This window comes from Paenibacillus peoriae (assembly GCF_022531965.1).
Lineage (GTDB): Bacteria > Bacillota > Bacilli > Paenibacillales > Paenibacillaceae > Paenibacillus > Paenibacillus polymyxa_D.
On record NZ_CP092831.1, the window covers coordinates 4,243,083 to 4,259,143 of the forward strand.

Annotated in this window: 14 protein-coding genes; 1 reads left to right on the forward strand and 13 read right to left on the reverse strand. The window is 45.6% G+C overall.

Features of this window, described 5'->3' with window-relative positions; translation table 11 throughout:
* Positions 1-7 precede the first annotated feature (7 nt).
* The 6 genes from MLD56_RS18825 to MLD56_RS18850 all read right to left on the reverse strand — a co-directional run bounded on the left by MLD56_RS18825 (position 8) and on the right by MLD56_RS18850 (position 5,343).
* Entirely contained in the window at positions 8-838 is an 831-nt protein-coding gene (locus MLD56_RS18825; protein ID WP_029515680.1) for a PP2C family protein-serine/threonine phosphatase, read from the reverse strand.
* 35 nt (positions 839-873) lie between these two features.
* Positions 874-1,401: an FHA domain-containing protein gene (locus MLD56_RS18830; RefSeq protein WP_028542470.1), complete on the reverse strand. Its 528-nt coding sequence runs from the start codon at positions 1,399-1,401 to the stop codon at positions 874-876.
* Positions 1,402-1,468: 67 nt separating this feature from the next.
* Positions 1,469-2,017: an FHA domain-containing protein gene (locus tag MLD56_RS18835; protein WP_029515681.1), complete on the reverse strand. Its 549-nt coding sequence runs from the start codon at positions 2,015-2,017 to the stop codon at positions 1,469-1,471.
* 32 nt (positions 2,018-2,049) lie between these two features.
* On the reverse strand, positions 2,050-2,499 hold the full coding sequence (locus tag MLD56_RS18840) for a J domain-containing protein (RefSeq protein ID WP_029515682.1): 450 nt from the start codon (positions 2,497-2,499) through the stop codon (positions 2,050-2,052).
* A 130-nt stretch (positions 2,500-2,629) separates the two neighbouring features.
* Positions 2,630-3,055, reverse strand: a complete 426-nt coding sequence (locus MLD56_RS18845; RefSeq protein WP_013311475.1) for a hypothetical protein — start codon at positions 3,053-3,055, stop codon at positions 2,630-2,632.
* A gap of 119 nt (positions 3,056-3,174) precedes the next feature.
* Positions 3,175-5,343, reverse strand: coding sequence for a hypothetical protein (locus tag MLD56_RS18850; protein WP_023989860.1), 2,169 nt, complete (start codon positions 5,341-5,343; stop codon positions 3,175-3,177).
* Positions 5,344-5,981: 638 nt separating this feature from the next.
* Between MLD56_RS18850 and MLD56_RS18855 the strand changes: the two genes are divergently transcribed.
* A complete protein-coding gene (locus MLD56_RS18855) occupies positions 5,982-8,069 on the forward strand; it encodes a vWA domain-containing protein (protein WP_029515683.1) in 2,088 nt (695 codons plus the stop codon).
* A gap of 43 nt (positions 8,070-8,112) precedes the next feature.
* On the opposite strand, the gene MLD56_RS18860 is transcribed toward MLD56_RS18855, so the two are convergent.
* From MLD56_RS18860 to MLD56_RS18890, 7 genes are all read right to left on the reverse strand, one after another.
* Entirely contained in the window at positions 8,113-9,024 is a 912-nt protein-coding gene (locus MLD56_RS18860; protein WP_029515684.1) for a serine/threonine protein kinase, read from the reverse strand.
* Positions 9,025-9,201: 177 nt separating this feature from the next.
* The gene (locus tag MLD56_RS18865) at positions 9,202-10,455 is read right to left on the reverse strand and encodes an L-lactate MFS transporter (protein WP_029515685.1); all 1,254 of its coding nucleotides are present in this window, start codon (positions 10,453-10,455) and stop codon (positions 9,202-9,204) included.
* 190 nt (positions 10,456-10,645) lie between these two features.
* The gene (locus MLD56_RS18870) at positions 10,646-11,410 is read right to left on the reverse strand and encodes a LytR/AlgR family response regulator transcription factor (RefSeq protein WP_029515686.1); all 765 of its coding nucleotides are present in this window, start codon (positions 11,408-11,410) and stop codon (positions 10,646-10,648) included.
* On the reverse strand, positions 11,407-13,068 hold the full coding sequence (locus MLD56_RS18875) for a sensor histidine kinase (protein ID WP_029515687.1): 1,662 nt from the start codon (positions 13,066-13,068) through the stop codon (positions 11,407-11,409). The genes MLD56_RS18870 and MLD56_RS18875 overlap by 4 nt, the downstream gene beginning before the upstream one ends.
* A 36-nt stretch (positions 13,069-13,104) precedes the next feature.
* Positions 13,105-13,353: a hypothetical protein gene (locus tag MLD56_RS18880; protein ID WP_029515688.1), complete on the reverse strand. Its 249-nt coding sequence runs from the start codon at positions 13,351-13,353 to the stop codon at positions 13,105-13,107.
* Positions 13,354-13,542: 189 nt separating this feature from the next.
* Positions 13,543-15,039: a methyl-accepting chemotaxis protein gene (locus tag MLD56_RS18885; RefSeq protein WP_029515689.1), complete on the reverse strand. Its 1,497-nt coding sequence runs from the start codon at positions 15,037-15,039 to the stop codon at positions 13,543-13,545.
* Between the two features lie 284 nt (positions 15,040-15,323).
* On the reverse strand, positions 15,324-15,965 hold the full coding sequence (locus MLD56_RS18890; protein ID WP_029515690.1) for a 50S ribosomal protein L25: 642 nt from the start codon (positions 15,963-15,965) through the stop codon (positions 15,324-15,326).
* Positions 15,966-16,061 lie beyond the last annotated feature (96 nt).

The following is a 16,061-nucleotide window of genomic DNA, read 5'->3' on the forward strand; positions in this document are numbered from 1 at the left end:
TCTTGTTTCATCCTATCGCCAAAATAAGTACTGTTGCATTATCCTGACTTTTAAAGCCTTTATCATTAATGGCGTCGATCATGGCATCCGCTGTTTCCTGCGGTGTTCCACCCTTGCGCATAATCTCTTCCAATTCAATCTCCGTCAGCGCCTCCTGAATGCCATCGCTGCACAACAGCACATGATCGCCCGAATACAGACGAATCGGTGCACTCCCCAGTTCCATGCTCTCAAAGCCCTCATAGCCCAAGTAGTTGACCAGTTGATTGCGCACTGGACTCGTTTTGGCTTCCTCCGAGGTCATTTGTCCAGCAAGCACTCGTTCCTCCAGCAGTGTTTCTGCTGTATGCTTGGAATTGACTGTTTGGAAATGACCATTACGGTAAATCGTAATCAGGCTGTCACCCACCGCTCCGTAATGCAGCTGATATCCGCACACAATGACCGCAGCCAGCGTCGTTCCTCCACCCTGTCCATTCAAATTTTGCAAAATACTGCGATTGCTTTGAGTTGCCGCTTCTGCAAAATAGCCGTTCAAATTCGTTGCATCTTCCAGCTTGGCAAATGCCTTTGTAAAAGTCGTCACAGCCAAGGTACTGGACATACGTCCATTGGCCAGTCCACTAATACCGTCTGCGACAACAGCCAGCGTACCGACAGTTGTCGTCATACTGGAGAAATAATCATCCTGCTCGCTCCGGCTCCCGATCGTTTGACCATTTCCGATTTCAATTCCACTTACGGTACGGCTGCCGGAACTTCGCGTCAGTCGTATACGGATCATGAGAAGAACAGCGAATAGTACCGCAGCTCCACTTACAACAAAATAAGGCTGCATATCGTTACCTCCCTGCACCATTGCCCAATTCCATCCTAGTTTTCGTTATCCCACTCAAAATGGGCGCCACACAGCGGGATAAAGATAAATTTGCTGTGTCCCAGCTGAATCACGTCATAGGCAGCCAGCTCTGCTGGTGAATATACCGCCTCGTTATTGTGGTACGCCAAACCCGATGAATCGCCTGGCAGCAAGTAAAAGTTGCGTTTCTTCGGATCATACACAATAACCGCATGATTTCTGCGAGAAATCGTGTTGTCCCCGATAATGCGGACATGCATTTCCTCTGCGCGCCCGATAAAGTTCTTCTCCGCCATAATGCGATAGTCCTGACCCACCTGTGCTCCTTCGATGCATACCAGCCATCCAGTTACCGGATGAATCCCCACCGTCTCACCCAAATACGGCATTGTTTTGTCATTATCTCCCGCGACGTTTGTTTTCGCTGCTGGCTCCGCGCTCTTGGGTGCAGCTATATTTACTACCGTGTTGCAATAAGGACACGTATTTCCGTGCTTTCGTGTACTGAACATGTGTCCGTTCGGGCATCTTGTCAAACTCATAGTCGGTTCCTTCCCCCATTGTCATGATTGTCTTTTCAGCGATCTGAGGATTTTGCAGCATCCTCATCTATTTAACGAGCACCCTTGTATTGGCAATATATAACAAGTCACCTGAGTAAATCCGGTATGGCTCACCGCTTTCCAATTTCTTGGTTACACTTTCGTTGGCAGACCGCAAGCCTGTACCATTACCGGAATCCACATCTTCCACAAACCAGTCGCTGTTCACCCGGTTGAGTACCGCATGTTCCACACTTACCAGGGAGGCATAATCTGTACCTGCCAAATCAATATCCGCCTCCGAACGTGACGTCGTTTTGCCGATTAAGAGCGACGTTTCGCCTTCGATATACCATTCTTTAATGGACTCGCCCTCTTCATCAATCAACACCAGCTTGGCAATCCGCTGACGTTGTGCCCTTGACTTGGCCACAGGTACAACGGACACCAGATTGCGCAGTATGTATACAAGCACGCCGATTCCAATACCTGTCGCGACCACGGTTTTCAAACCGCTGTAGCCTGTACGATTAAACACATAAAAGGCGATCGCCAGCATCAGCCCGAACATGGCAACATCTATGATGAAAACCCATCTGTTCTGCGCCGTTTTCACTGCTTGCTTCCCCCATTTCTATCCTGAAATCATCATTTTTTACGAATACCAAAAAATTGGTTAAACATCGCTGAGGTATCCGTCGGATCACCGGATTTTTTCGTTTTTTTCCCTGGTGAGCCTTCCTTCGTTTTCGGATGAAAACCAAAAAATTGCTCAAAATCAGTTCCTATATCAGCCGGATTGAATCCTTTGGCTGCCGTACGCGCACCGCCGGAAGATGAAGCCCCTCTCCCTCTCTCTTGCTGTTTCCCGCCAGCTCCCTCGGTTTTTCGGATGAGCTCGGCATCGTATGCCTGCCGCAATGCTTCGTCACGCAATGTATTGTAAGCCTCGTGAATCAGCTTAAACTTGCGCGTTGCTTCCTCGCTTCCCTGGTTGGTATCAGGATGATACTTTTTGGCCAGTTTACGGTAAGCCTGCTTAATCTCTGCCTCCGAAGCATCCCGGCTGACACCGAGCAGCTCATAGTAGTTAGTCATTGTGTGATGTTCCCCTCTCCGAAAAAAATAAATATTAAGAGACCCGTAGGCCTCTTAATATTTATCCACCCTGCACTTGTGTGCCGGGTGAGTGTGTGTTTAAGCTGCACTTAACGTGAAGACGTTAAGCTTAAACCGGATATCCGCCGTCGATTGTAGCCAGCTCGGTTTTGTCTTTCTTTTGTTTGATGTAGAGTGTAAATGCACCTACACCTTCTGTGTCGCCGAAGTGCTCGTTGTAGTCTACAACGAAAGCATTCGGGAAGTGGATTTTACGCACAACTTGATCAGCTGCGATAACTTCCAGTGTTACTTTACGGTAGCTGTCTGCTTTTTCAGCAGGAACCAGAGACCACAAAGCCAGTTTCAGCGTGTCATCCGCGCTGTCACCGTCTACTGCTGTGATGATTTTGCCGCTGATGCGCAGCGTGGAGCCTACGTCAGTGGAGCGTGCATTGGAATCGTCCGGTGTATCGGTGTCATAAATAACCGTTTGGATGTTATCCAAGCCCAGCTCAATTGTTTCTTGTCCTTCTACTTTCAATCTGAATCCCATGTGTGTTGCCTCCTTGAAATTAGGTAATATGATGGCGGAAGAAGCAGAGCTTCTTCGCGATTTATGTATAAAGGCGGTTCTAGAAAGAAACGCCTCTAACATCTTTCGTAGGGCTCGGATCATGATTTGACCGAGCTGGTTCCTTTAGTGATCATGACTTCCAGGTTCTTCACATTACCGTTGAAGACCAGGTCGATATGGCACATATTGCTTTTCTCATCAATAATGAAGCTCATATCGTCTCCGTCCTGAATGATCGAGTTAACAGATCCTCTGCTGCTCAGCCACTTGCTCTTCTGACTGCTCGGATTGTTACTGAAGAAGCGGACGATATTTTCGTGTTTGAAGTCCCCTGTCTGGTAGCGCAAAATACGTTCAATATACGTGCTGACCAGCGTCTTGTAGATGGAGTCAAAACCGTCCTCGGACATCGCCATGCTTCTCGCCTTGTAGACGGTAATCCGGCGGATATCCTTATCCTGGATCTGTGCATTCTCCGACGAAAATACAAAGCCGAAGTTTTTACGGTTGATGGCATCCTTGATCGTGTTGGTGAAACCGGTGATCTCCTTGGCCATCGTCGTCACCGTGCGCAGACTGTTGTCTCCTGCTTCGATGTCGAAGCGTACGCCAGGGAAGTTCTTATTGACCGTTTTGAACGTCTCACGCAGGTATTCAGGACACTGATAGGAAGCAACCAAGCCGGCGGCAACGTAGGCTGCACCTACATAAACGCCCTCGATCCACAGCTTGAGAATATCCTCTTTCTCCTTAGAGAGCTGTACACCGTCTTCGGTCTGTAGCATTTTGCTGTCGATAATGACACCCGATTTGTCCTTCGGAATAATCGTAAAGTTCGGTACACAAGGAATCGCAAATTCGCTATATTCTCTGCGAACGAGACTCGCGCATTTATCGACATATTTATCGATGCCTGCTGTCGCCATACTGTTGAAAGTCGTTTCTTCACCGGATTCAAAGTTAAAGAACATTTGAATTTTGTAATCTTTCACGACTTGCAACAGCATCGAGAGCGATTCCATAGAATTTCCGCCCTGCTTAACGACCTTCTCATTGCCCTTGAAGCGTTCACGTGAAACCTTTACCTTACCGGCTGCTTCCAGCTCGACGGATGGAACGATACCGAACCAGATCGTGTCGCTGAATTCATTCTTAGCATTCACAGTATTCAGGTACGTTTCCAGCCGCGGGATATTGCTGCTTTTCACCAGCATATCCAGCTTGTTGTTCGCCACCAGCATTGTCGGCAGCATACCTTTACTCTTCGTTGCATATTGATCGAAGAACATTTTGACACCAAGAATTTTTTCCACAAGCGGCTTTACCGCCTTTACGAAATCGTCCTTGGCATTTTTATAGAACTCCAGATACGTGTTGTAGTTTTGAACTTCAACCGCCGTATCCACCTTGGTCTGAACAGCTGGCAGTGGCACAAATGTGCGAACTACCAAATCCTTCACATAGTCAGAAGGCGTATCTGTGATGGAGTTATAATCCTCTTCGAATACTTGGGAGAGATCGCCAGTGCTGTTCTCATCCAACAACATCAGCTCAGTGCTGTCACTCTTCGGCGCTTCAATAATTTTCAGTTCGCCGCTTTCTCCAATGGAGAGCATGCCCACCTGGATCAGTTCACCGGAGTTTTCCTCTTGAGCGCCACCGAGCAGAAGGCGGGTTTTGATGTCCTCAATTGCCAGTGGGAGCATAGCCATAACGTTGTTGTAGTTTTGACTCGCTTCCTCGAACATGCCATTCAGCTTGTCACCCATGTCGAGTTTCTTCGGGTCACCATCATCCAGCTTGTCGTATTCACCGTACATATAGTGAATTTCTTTGCGGACTTGGCGAATATCATCCATGACCTTTTTCGGTGAAATCATATCCAGCAGATTTTCAAATTTGAAATCTACATTAGTGATTCCTTGACTCCGCTTTGTATCGATGAGCGTAAACAACATTTTCAGAAAGTCATTACTTTGATTTACACGAATTTCAGAAATGCTATCCTCATCAATTCCTTCTGGCTTTTTAAGGGTGTAGACGACTTTTTGATTGGCCGCGTTAAAAAACGAATACACAGTCGGCGAAAACTTATCCAAAAATTCGTCAAAGCTGCGCACCAGAAGGTGCTGATTAATTTCCTTGATCTTCTCATCGCTCAAGCTGTCAATACCCTTCACATCACCTACAATGGTGATCAGGTCCAGCTTTTCCGGGTTAATCTCTTCAAAAAGCATTGTCCGGTTGGTTTGATAAATGATTTCCATCGCTGTCGGCAAATGAATAAAGTATGAGTTATAGGTCCATTGCTCCATATACGGACACGGGATGTCCAATTTGAAACAGACGAATACTCATTTTTAGTTCTTTTGCCTCCTCCCCCCTACTTAACATTTAAATTCGTCAAAGGATTGAGCTTATACCACATTTACGGTACAGGCATGTAACCTCGAAAATCGGTCCGAAGCGTTATTCGGCTTTTAACGGCAAAGCATGCACATGAGATGTTTTTTCAAAATCAAAAGTCAGATAACACAGAAATTTCAAATTTATGATTTCGTATTCCTAACTTCAATCCCAATTTTTGCCGTTGATACGAGAGCTATCATACAAAGTACCCTTCAGTTTTGTCAATTTCTGTAGTCTCAGATTGAAATAGGGCATTTTGACTCATTTTATGCGTGAATACGTAATTTTCATGATATGTTAGACCTGTTTCTTCAGGGAAATATTCACAAATGGAACTTAATTACCGATAGAAGTCCATTGGATATTTCTGATAAGCGTAAAAGAATCAAATTCATGGCTAATGTGAGGGTTATCAGCTGTTTTGATCCTTTATCCCTTATATCCCAAGGATTAGGAGAGTTGATCCCCCATGTTGGCCTCGGCGATGGAGGAGCTTATGTTCAGAATAAGGAAACTAGGGATTATCATTTTCATGACTTTTGTACTATTTTTACAAATGGGCTTAAACGGGGTCATTTGCACTGTAAATCAGGCTAATGCAGCATCTTTAGGCGCTGTCCCGATCGAGGGTTATGATGCCGTTTTTGTATTGGATACCAGTTATTCCATGAGGGATACCGATCCTGAGGGCATTGCCGCGGAAGTCATCAATATGTTTATGGATTTGAGTGATGCAGACCGCACACGCGTCGGATTCGTTGCCTACAATCATAACGTGGTCGCCTCGAAACCACTCACTTCGATTGCCGTGGCAGCGCAAAAATCCCAGATCCAGCAGGAAATCAGAACACTTAACCGTTCCGGTTATACGGATTTGGGACTTGGGTTGCGCAAAGGCTCGGAGCTTCTAGCGGCAGGAGCATCCCAAGGGCGTCAGCCTTTTATGATTCTATTGTCAGATGGAGAGACTGATTTTGGTGCCTCCTCTGGTTCCCGATCCAAAGGTGACTCCAATAACGATGTATCCTCTGTCATCAAATCTGCACAGACCAAAGGATATCCGGTGTACACGATTGGTCTGAACCATGATGGCACAGTGAACCGACAAGAACTCGAACGGATCGCTTCTCAAACGGGTGGAGCTTCTTTTATTACGAGTAGTGCCGAGGATCTGCCGGAAATTCTGAACCGTATTTTCGCCAGTCAAATTCGCTCCAAGCTCGTTCCAATTGCTGCAATTACGACCACTGGCGAGATGCAGGAATTAACTGTAACTCTACCTGATTCCAGTATGGAGGAAGCCAATCTGGTGCTTTTGTCGGAGCATCCCCTTCTGGAAACACAGCTATATTCCAATTCAGAAAATGTCCGCAGGTACAAGTCGAGCCGATATGCGATTTTAAAAATCGAGCATCCACAGGCAGGTAAAGTGAAGTTGAAACTACGGGGCATACGCGGAGATTTGGTGAAAATCAATTTACTTGGCAGCTACCGACTGGAAGCCGAAGCAACCATGGGAGGAAAGCAAGCATCGGCCACTCATGGCGACAAGCCTGTGCAGTTGCTGAAAGGTCAAGCCACACCGTTTCAAGCTCAGCTCCTGTTACCCGACAGTCAAAAGCTTACGGATGAAGCCGTATATACGTCTCTCCAAGCCCATATTATTGTTACTCCAAAAGGGGGCACAGCCAAAAAGGTGCCTATGACCTATAAGTCAGGAACCTTCCATACCGAATATGCGTTCCCTCAAACCGGGGATTATACATGGCAGCTATCTCTGGATAGCCCGCAATGGTACCGTAAGGGAACTGTACATAAAGTTCACGCGGCCAATGCAGCGCCACAGGTCTTAAAAGACCTGACGATTCACCTGGTGAAAGAAGACGGTGATTCCCGTCGAAGTGTTTCGGATTTTATTGTTGACCCGAATCATGACAAGCTGAACTATAAGTTGGATTCAGAAGCCTCTGAGGATGCGATCCATGCTGAGATTAACGGTAATGATCTGCTGCTGTCCGAGCTCCACACAGGTGACTCTCAGCTAAAGATTACTGCTACCGATCCGGAAGGAGCATCCAGCAGCGCTACACTAACCGTTTCCGTACAATCTCGGTATACAGCCATTAAATGGACAGTAGCCATCAGTATCGTGGTAGCCGCTCTACTGTATTGGTTCTTGCGGCCGAAGCCGCAGTTTGCCGGAAGAATCGAAGGATATTTTCTCGCTACAGCAAGTGGACATGAGATTCCGGTAAAATCTTGGCCGCTCACCTCCTTTCCGGGTCGTAAGGTCAGCTTGCAGGAGTTGTTCCGTACGCTTGACGTTCACGAACCGTTGCCAGAAGCAGAACGGATCCTATTTTCCGCAGGTAGAAAAGGGAGCCTGATCGTGAAACATGATACACGCTGTGCCTTACAGCATGGAAAAATCAGATTAGCCCGCAACAAAAAAGCGGTCATGGAGTACAGTGACAAACTGTACATTACATTCGAGGATGGTGTCACTGAAATCGAGCTGCGATACAAAGCGATTAAACCAAATACTTCAGTGTACACCGACCATATCCAAGCTCCGACAGGATAATGTCGGTCACAACGTAAAAAAAGAGAAGCGCCGTCTCTTATGATTAACGAACCGTAAGAGTAGGGCGCTTCCCTTTTTTTATCCAATATTCCGCACGTAGTGCGGCTTTAAACCATCGAAGTGAGCGGCAGCGCTTGTTAGCCTGTACCTCCAGACCACGCCGAATGACATACGGCAGCAGAGAAAGTCCCGCATTTTCAATCTGAATCCGCTCAGCATGATCTGCAAATAATCGGCCTGGCACATCTGGCGGAGGTGTTCCTTTTCGGCAATAATACAGCGTAGCGGCCAAACTATAGATATCCGACACAGGTCCCTGCTGCGAACGATTAGAGTAAAATTCCAGCGGAGAATAGCCCGCCGTGGTGAAAATCGGATGCTCTTTGCCTTCAAAATGCACAGCCGAACCAAAATCAATCAGCTTGACGTTGCCATTTTCCCCAATCATAATGTTGCCCGGCTTAATATCCCGATGAATAATTCCTTTGTCATGAATGTACTCCATGGCATCAATTAAAGGTAGCAGCGTATGGTACAAAAAAGTGGGGTCATACGTTGGCGCAGCCTCTTCTTTCATCATTCGATCCAGTGTCTTGCCTGCACAGTATTCCATGACCAGATAGGCAGTTCCATTTTCCTCAAAGTGATCTATATAACCGACAATTCCCGGGTGACTTAACTCCTTCAACATTTGCCCTTCACGCAAAAAATAATGCATAAACTCCACGTATTTGGATTGCATAGAAGCACCGCAAGTGACCGTTTTTCGATCCATCCCCCGCAAAGCCAGTGCATTCGGAAAAAATTCCTTCACAATGACCTTTTCTCGGTTATCCAACAGCCTTGCCGTATACACGATGGCCAGCTCACTGCGGGACAAGGCGCTTCGAATTTGATATGTATTTCGCAGCTTCGTATTGCGGGCAAGCAGATTCCCGCTTGTATCCACGATCATGACTCGTCCTCCTGTCAGGTTCTTAGCTTATGTCTTTTGTATATATCGGCTTATTACACATCTTTTTATTATACCGTAAAATAGATTATTGGAAAAACAAATAACCTGCCATAATCTCCCACAGAGAAATGATGACAGGTCTTTTGGCATTCATCTGGTCCTTTTTTCTCAAATCCTTTAACCCAGTTTTGTTCCGGGCTTCATGCTACGCACACTGTTCGTATTTTTCTTCCGTTCACTGCGCAGTTTGCCTTTACCTTGTTCCGGAGTGCGAATGGTGAGGGCAATTAGGAACGATACGACACACAGCACCGCAATCGTGGTAAAGGTCGGGATGAATCCGCCGAGCAAGGCTGCGATAAATGATCCCGCCAGCGCACCGAGGCCAAAGCCTTGATACACAATACCATAGTTTTTGCTTTGATTTTTCAGACCGAAGAAATCAGCTACGATGGCAGGAAAGACTGTAATGTTGCCGCCGAAGCAAAAAGCAATTCCTGCTACACAGGCAAAGAACAAACCATAATTCAGCGGTAATAGACTCAGCACTGTAACTGCAACCGCCGTTGTTAATAGAGCACCCGCTACTACTTTCAGACGACCTACTTTATCCGATAGCGCACCTAAAATGATCCGACCTGCCGTATTGAAAATAGCGACCATAGCGACCGCATTCGCGGCTGTTGCTACATCTAGGCCGGCCATCCGTACGCCGATATCTTTGACGACTCCAATCAGGTATAGACCACTCATACAAGCGGTAAAGAACATGACGAACAGCAGGTATGCCTGCTTGGTGCGCAGCATTTCTTTAACGGTATAGTCCCGCTGTACAACCCCATTTTGTACCGAAGGCTTGTTCACGACTACAGCTTCTTTTACCAGGAAAGAACCACCCACAATCATGATCAGCACGATCATTCCCCAATATAAGAACGCTTGCGATACACCAACGGACTGAATCAACGAACCATTAATATACTTGAATATAAGACTGCCTGTTCCATATGCCCCAACCGAAATACCGGAAATAAGTCCTTTTTTCTCAGGAAACCATTTAATCAGATTAGAAAGTGATGTAATATATGCCGTTCCATCCGCAAAACCTACGACAATACCCGCCAAAATATATAGCAGGGATAACGAAGTTACCTGTGAACTGAGCATGAGCCCTGCTCCTAACACGACACCTGCACACAAAATCAAACGACGTAGTCCCCATTTATCCTGTAGTTTGCCTGCGAATAAGGTAGCAAACGCCAGTGCAAAACTGGTAATTGAAAATGTAATGGCAACCGAACTGAGGTTCCAGCCAAAGCGGTCCACCAACGGTTGATTAAATAAACTCCATGTGTAAATGGTTCCTAATCCCATTTGTACAATTATTGTTCCAAGTACGACAAGCCAACGATTTCCGCTGTTTGTTTTCATTTCAATCTCCTCTTTTCATTCCGGCTCTACAGCGTCAATTTGTGATTATGATAACCGGGAATCCAGTATACTTTGCGCCTGAGGAGGAGCAAGTCTGTAAGGATTCTCTCTACACGGGTTATTATAACCCTGCATGTCAGCCAGAAATCGTTTGAGGAATGAAATGCACATATAGCGGAATGAAATGCCTTTAAAGTCGCATAATTTGCCGAAATTCCTTGGCCTTGCTACGGCTTACTGGAATTTCAGCCTCTAGTCCACGCAAACGCAGGAGATACGTATGATTAAACCAAGGTACAATTTCACGGATCTGCGACAGATTAACTGTGTACGATCGGTGACAGCGGAAAAAGTCCTGCTGCGGCAACCGGCTATGAAATTCTGAAATGCTCATCGGCATCGTATATTCTTCGTGCCTAGTAAAGACACGGGTCACCTTTTCCTGCGCACACGCATAGTAAATATCGTTCGCATCCGTTACGATGATTTTGTCATTTTTCAGCAGATTAATACGACCTGGCGCAGCAACGGTGCTGGCTTCAGCAGCTCGGGGTTGCGCCGTCTGGACAGGCTCCTGTATTGGAACGTTCTGCTGCTCATAAGCATTTTCCAGCTTACGTAGCATAGATGCGATCCTTTTTTCATCATATGGTTTGAGGATGTAGTCGAACGCCTCCAGTTCAAAAGCCTGCGCCGCATGTTCTTTATAGGCGGTCGTAAAAATAATATAGGGCTTTTTGGCAAATTTGCTAATGTTCTGTGCCAGTAGCATCCCGTCCAATGAAGGAATGTTAATGTCCAGAAAGATCGCGTCCGTCTCCTGATCTTGCAGAAACCGAAACACATCTAGCCCATCCTCGAAACTATCGGTCACCTCAATGTTGCTATGAGTCTGAATAAGATACTCCAGCTCTTCACGTGCCGGAAGTTCGTCTTCTACAATTATGGCCTTCATGACTTCTCCTTTGGTATGTCAAAATAAACTTCGGTGCCCGGCTCATGCTTTAGAATAATAACTCCTTCGCCGTACATAAGCTTGAGCCGTCTGTGCACATTGTACAAGCCGATCTGTTTAGCCGGAACCCGATCATGATAGAGGTTATCCACAACATCATCGCGTATACCTACCCCGGTATCTGCCACAGAAATACGCACCTTTTCTCCACGATCCTTTACAGAAATAGTTACTGTACCTGATCCTTTTTTCTTGAGAATTCCGTGATTAATCGCATTCTCAACCAGGGGCTGGATAATAAGACTTGGAATACGCACAGACACCTCATCCATTACATACTCTACCTGAAGCCGGTTGCCGAAGCGCGCTTTTTCAATTTCTACGTAATCAGACACCTGCTGAAGCTCCTTATGAATTTCAATCAAATCATCATTCAGCTCCAAATTATAGCGCAGATAACCCGATAAATTAATGATTAGCTCTCGGGCCTTATCCGGCTTGGTGCGTGTCGTCGAGGCAATGGCGTTCAGCGCGTTGAACAGAAAATGAGGATTGATCTTAGTCTGGAGTGCCTTTAACTCGGCCTTATTCGCCGCTTCCTTAATTTGCTCCACACGCGATACTTCCATTAACGTGGAAATGATTTGAGACAAGCCAATCGCCATCGTCTGCAACGGATACGTGATTTTATAAGCTTTGCGATAATAAATCTTCAACGTTCCGGTTACTTCTCCCCGCTCCTCTAACGGGATAATGAGCAGGGACTGGATTTGGGGTGTTTTATCGTCTGCAATATGATTGCGGATCGTGATTTTACCGCTGCGGATCGTCGATTTAGTCACATCGCTAATGATCTCATCTCCGATGTGATAACGCTCTTCGCCAAAACCGACATAGGCCAGCACATCTCTGGTATCCGTGATCGCCACCGCGTCTGCCTTAATATCTTCTTTTATGATCGAACAAATGGTATGCAAGGATTCCGCATTAATGGAGCGAAAATAAGGCAGCGTCTTGTTGGCAATATCCAGTGCCAGCTTGGCCTGTCTGGCCGCGATATTCTCCTTTTCCCCCTCCACACTCTGGATCAACAGAACGATTAAACCGATACTGACTTCTCCGATAATCATCGGTAGACCAATCTTGGAAACGATGTCCACTCCAAGGCTATGGGGTTGTGCCATCACCATAATGAGCAGCATCGTCAACGCTTCGCAGACCATACCTGCGGCGATACCGACCAGCCATCTCTTGGAACGATTGACCCGGCGGCCGATGTATCCTGACACCACACCTGCCAGAATACTCGTAATCAGACACGGAATCGAGGTCACTCCCCCGATATCAATCAGATAACGATGGATACCCGATATAATACCTGTAACGATCCCAACCCAGGGTCCAAACAAAATACCGCCTGCCATAATTGCTATGATTCGAACGTTAACAAGCGAACCTTCAACTTCAATCCCGGTGTAGGTGCCGAACAGTGCAAACATGCAAAAAATCAATGTTAGTATGGCCAGCTCTGCCGGAGAATGACTGTTCTTTTGCAAGGTTTCCTTAAATCGGGGGATACGTGTAATAAAAAATAAACAAATCAGTAACAACGCTGCGCGCTCAAATAGCTGCATCAGCATTTCCAACAAGGCGTTCACCTGCGTTCCTCCCAAATAAAAACGAATATGCTTATGTTATCGTGTACGTCGTTCATACACACCATACCCAAGTATCATCAAGCCACATACGAATAAAATAATAACAAATATATTGTCAACAAAACTCGGCATATCAGGTTCTGACATAGAAATGCCCGAACTATTCAATTTAACAGGTACGGAATTCGCAGCCCATTGAATGACCGCTATAAAGCGCTCCATCGTATATATCACTCCGCTACCCAATAGGCTCAACACGCCGAATAACAAATATTTAAGCTCCATAAGAATTTATCCCCCCTTAGTTACAAAGCATTTAAACTGCCACAAATTATACCATCAACTTCCATCTAATTATAGCTTCTAGAAATCGCCTCTTCTTCATTTCCCTTCTTCAAACGCAGAAAAAAACCGGAGAGTACCGCTTGATAGCGATACTCCCCGGCTCTCTAGTCCGATGAAGAAGCTTGTCGGTTATTTGCTTTTGCTGATTTCGGTAGGACTGTTGTACTCCTTCTGATCATGTACCAGTTCTTTTAATTGGATAATCAACGCCTCTAGCTCACTAAACCCGGTCACCATATTGGAGGTTATATTTCGTTGTTCCTCTACTCCAGCCAAAATTTGTTCTGATGCTGCACTCGCCTGTTCCGTTACACTTGAAAATTCCGTCATCTCTTGAACAACCTGAGATGAATACTGCTGCATGCTATTCGTACTGTTTTCCACATCCACGGCCTGCATCAGCACTTTATTGGCGTTTTGCAGGATGTCTTCCAGTACAATTTCGGTCGAATGTGCCGATTCCATACTTTGCTGTAGCCTGTGCTGTCCCATGTCAAATTGGCTTACGACAGAATCCATCTGAGTTCTCAGTTGAGTCAAAATAGCTTCCATCGCCACCGAGGTGTTCCCTACCATTTCAGCCAAATTACGCACTTCGCCAGCTACGATGGCAAATCCTTTTCCATGCTCTCCCGCTCTGGCGGCCTCAATGGATGCATTCAAGGACAGCAAATTAGTTTGTTTCGAGATTTGAGTAATATCTTTAAGCATGGCAGACATGTTATCACTTTGTACTCTAAACTCGTCCAGTTCTTCTTTGGTACGACTCATGACTTGACCCAAATCCTTAATTTGAGACGTCAATGCAAGCAGTTGACTGCTCCCTCTGTCCCCGGCATTTTTCGTATCTTCGGAAAGCTGCTTCAGTTCTCGGGAATGATCAGCTACCTCTCGCACGTGCTGGTCAGATTGAGCCAAGTTATCCGTAACCTCGGTGATATTCGAAGCTTGCATTTCTACCCCTTTGGCAACCTCCTGAAATCCGATAGCGACTTCATTTGTCACGCTGCCCGTCGCATCTACTTGATTCCTGAATCGTTCTGTAAAGCTATGCAATCCAGCCACTGCTTGTCTAACTTGCTCAAACAGAAATTCAATTCGTTGCCTTGTAGCATCGATATCTTTATTTTGCTCTTCACTTTTCTTAAACTGCTTTTGATTTAACACCGATACCACTAACAGTAGCAAACCAATGAGTAAAACAATAATAAACTCATGCACATAGCGCAAAGAACCGGTAGCCGGGGGAATTGGGGGCGTACCGATTGTTATTTGCACAAATATATTACAGAGATTTAAGGTCATAGCTACCAGAAAATACCGGTAAGACGGATACAGCAAAAACAAAGAGCAAATTAATATGGTGGTCCCTACCTCGACGTTAGATAAGTTCAAAAATATACACATTAATACGCTAAAAAACGTAGTAATCCACGGAATAAGGCGGATTCCTTTCTTTTTCACATTCAGGATCGTTAAAACTGCCGCGACTACAAATCCTACACCATTAGATACCCACATCGAGGGATTAGATAATGCCGGGACGATGCCGCTCAAGGCCATAATCCAAAAAATAATGATCACCAATTTGTTTCTTTGCCACAACAATTCACTCGTTCTGTCCATGATTGTGTACGCGCTCCTTAGAATATATATTAGGTATTTATAAAATAAAAATGTAAATACCATACTTTATATATCGTCATATCAGAACACGTAGTGAATGAAAATCATGCAAACACTCCACATTCCCTTTAATCGTCAAATTACAACAGGACAACTCTTAAAGGGAAAGAGTATGTAATTGTAAATAAATGAATGCAAAGAATCGCCCCCCTGACAGGAAGCGATTTTGAATTCATTTTTGATGATCTTTGCAATTGGAAAAGGTTCATGTACCACTGATAATATTAGGATTCCTTGTTTTCAGAAGCCTCTTCAGCGCCTTCGGTTGCCGCTGCATCACCTTCCACAGCAGCATTTTCTACTTCAACTGCACGTGGAACGATAATAGAAGCAAGCAGTTCTTCTTCAGGGACGTGCAGTGTTACTCCTTTAGGGAGTTTCAAGTCGCTAGCGCTCAGCTTGTCGCCAACATCCAGCGCGGATACATCCACCTCAATGGTAGATGGCAAATCAGCCGGAAGACCTTCGACCTCAACTTCCGTTTCCTGAACTTGCAGAATACCGCCTGTTTTTGTACCTGCAGGTGTACCCTGATAATCAATAGAAACACGCACGCGAAGCGGTTTGTTTTTGGAGATTTTCAGAAAGTCGGCATGCAACCATTGGTTATCACGCTGTTGATAATCTTTAATAATAACTGGAATGGTTTCTCCACCCTCTACTGTGAGGTTAAACACCTCTGAACGTCCGGTTTTGACTACTTTATTAAATTCCTTGGCATCGACATGTACAGGGGTTCCTTCAAGCTCAGAGCCGTAAACCACAGCTGGAATCCGTCCTTTTAACCTCAATCCACGAATGGCCGAACCCTTCTTCTCTGTTCTCGGCTGGGCGGTCAGTTGAATACTTCCTCCATTAGAACTCATGATATACAACCTCCTTCAGGTTACCTTACAAATGATTTTCCTCCAAGAATCTTGCCTGTTTACCAGTCGTACTACAGGATGTAAGCCAGCTAGCTG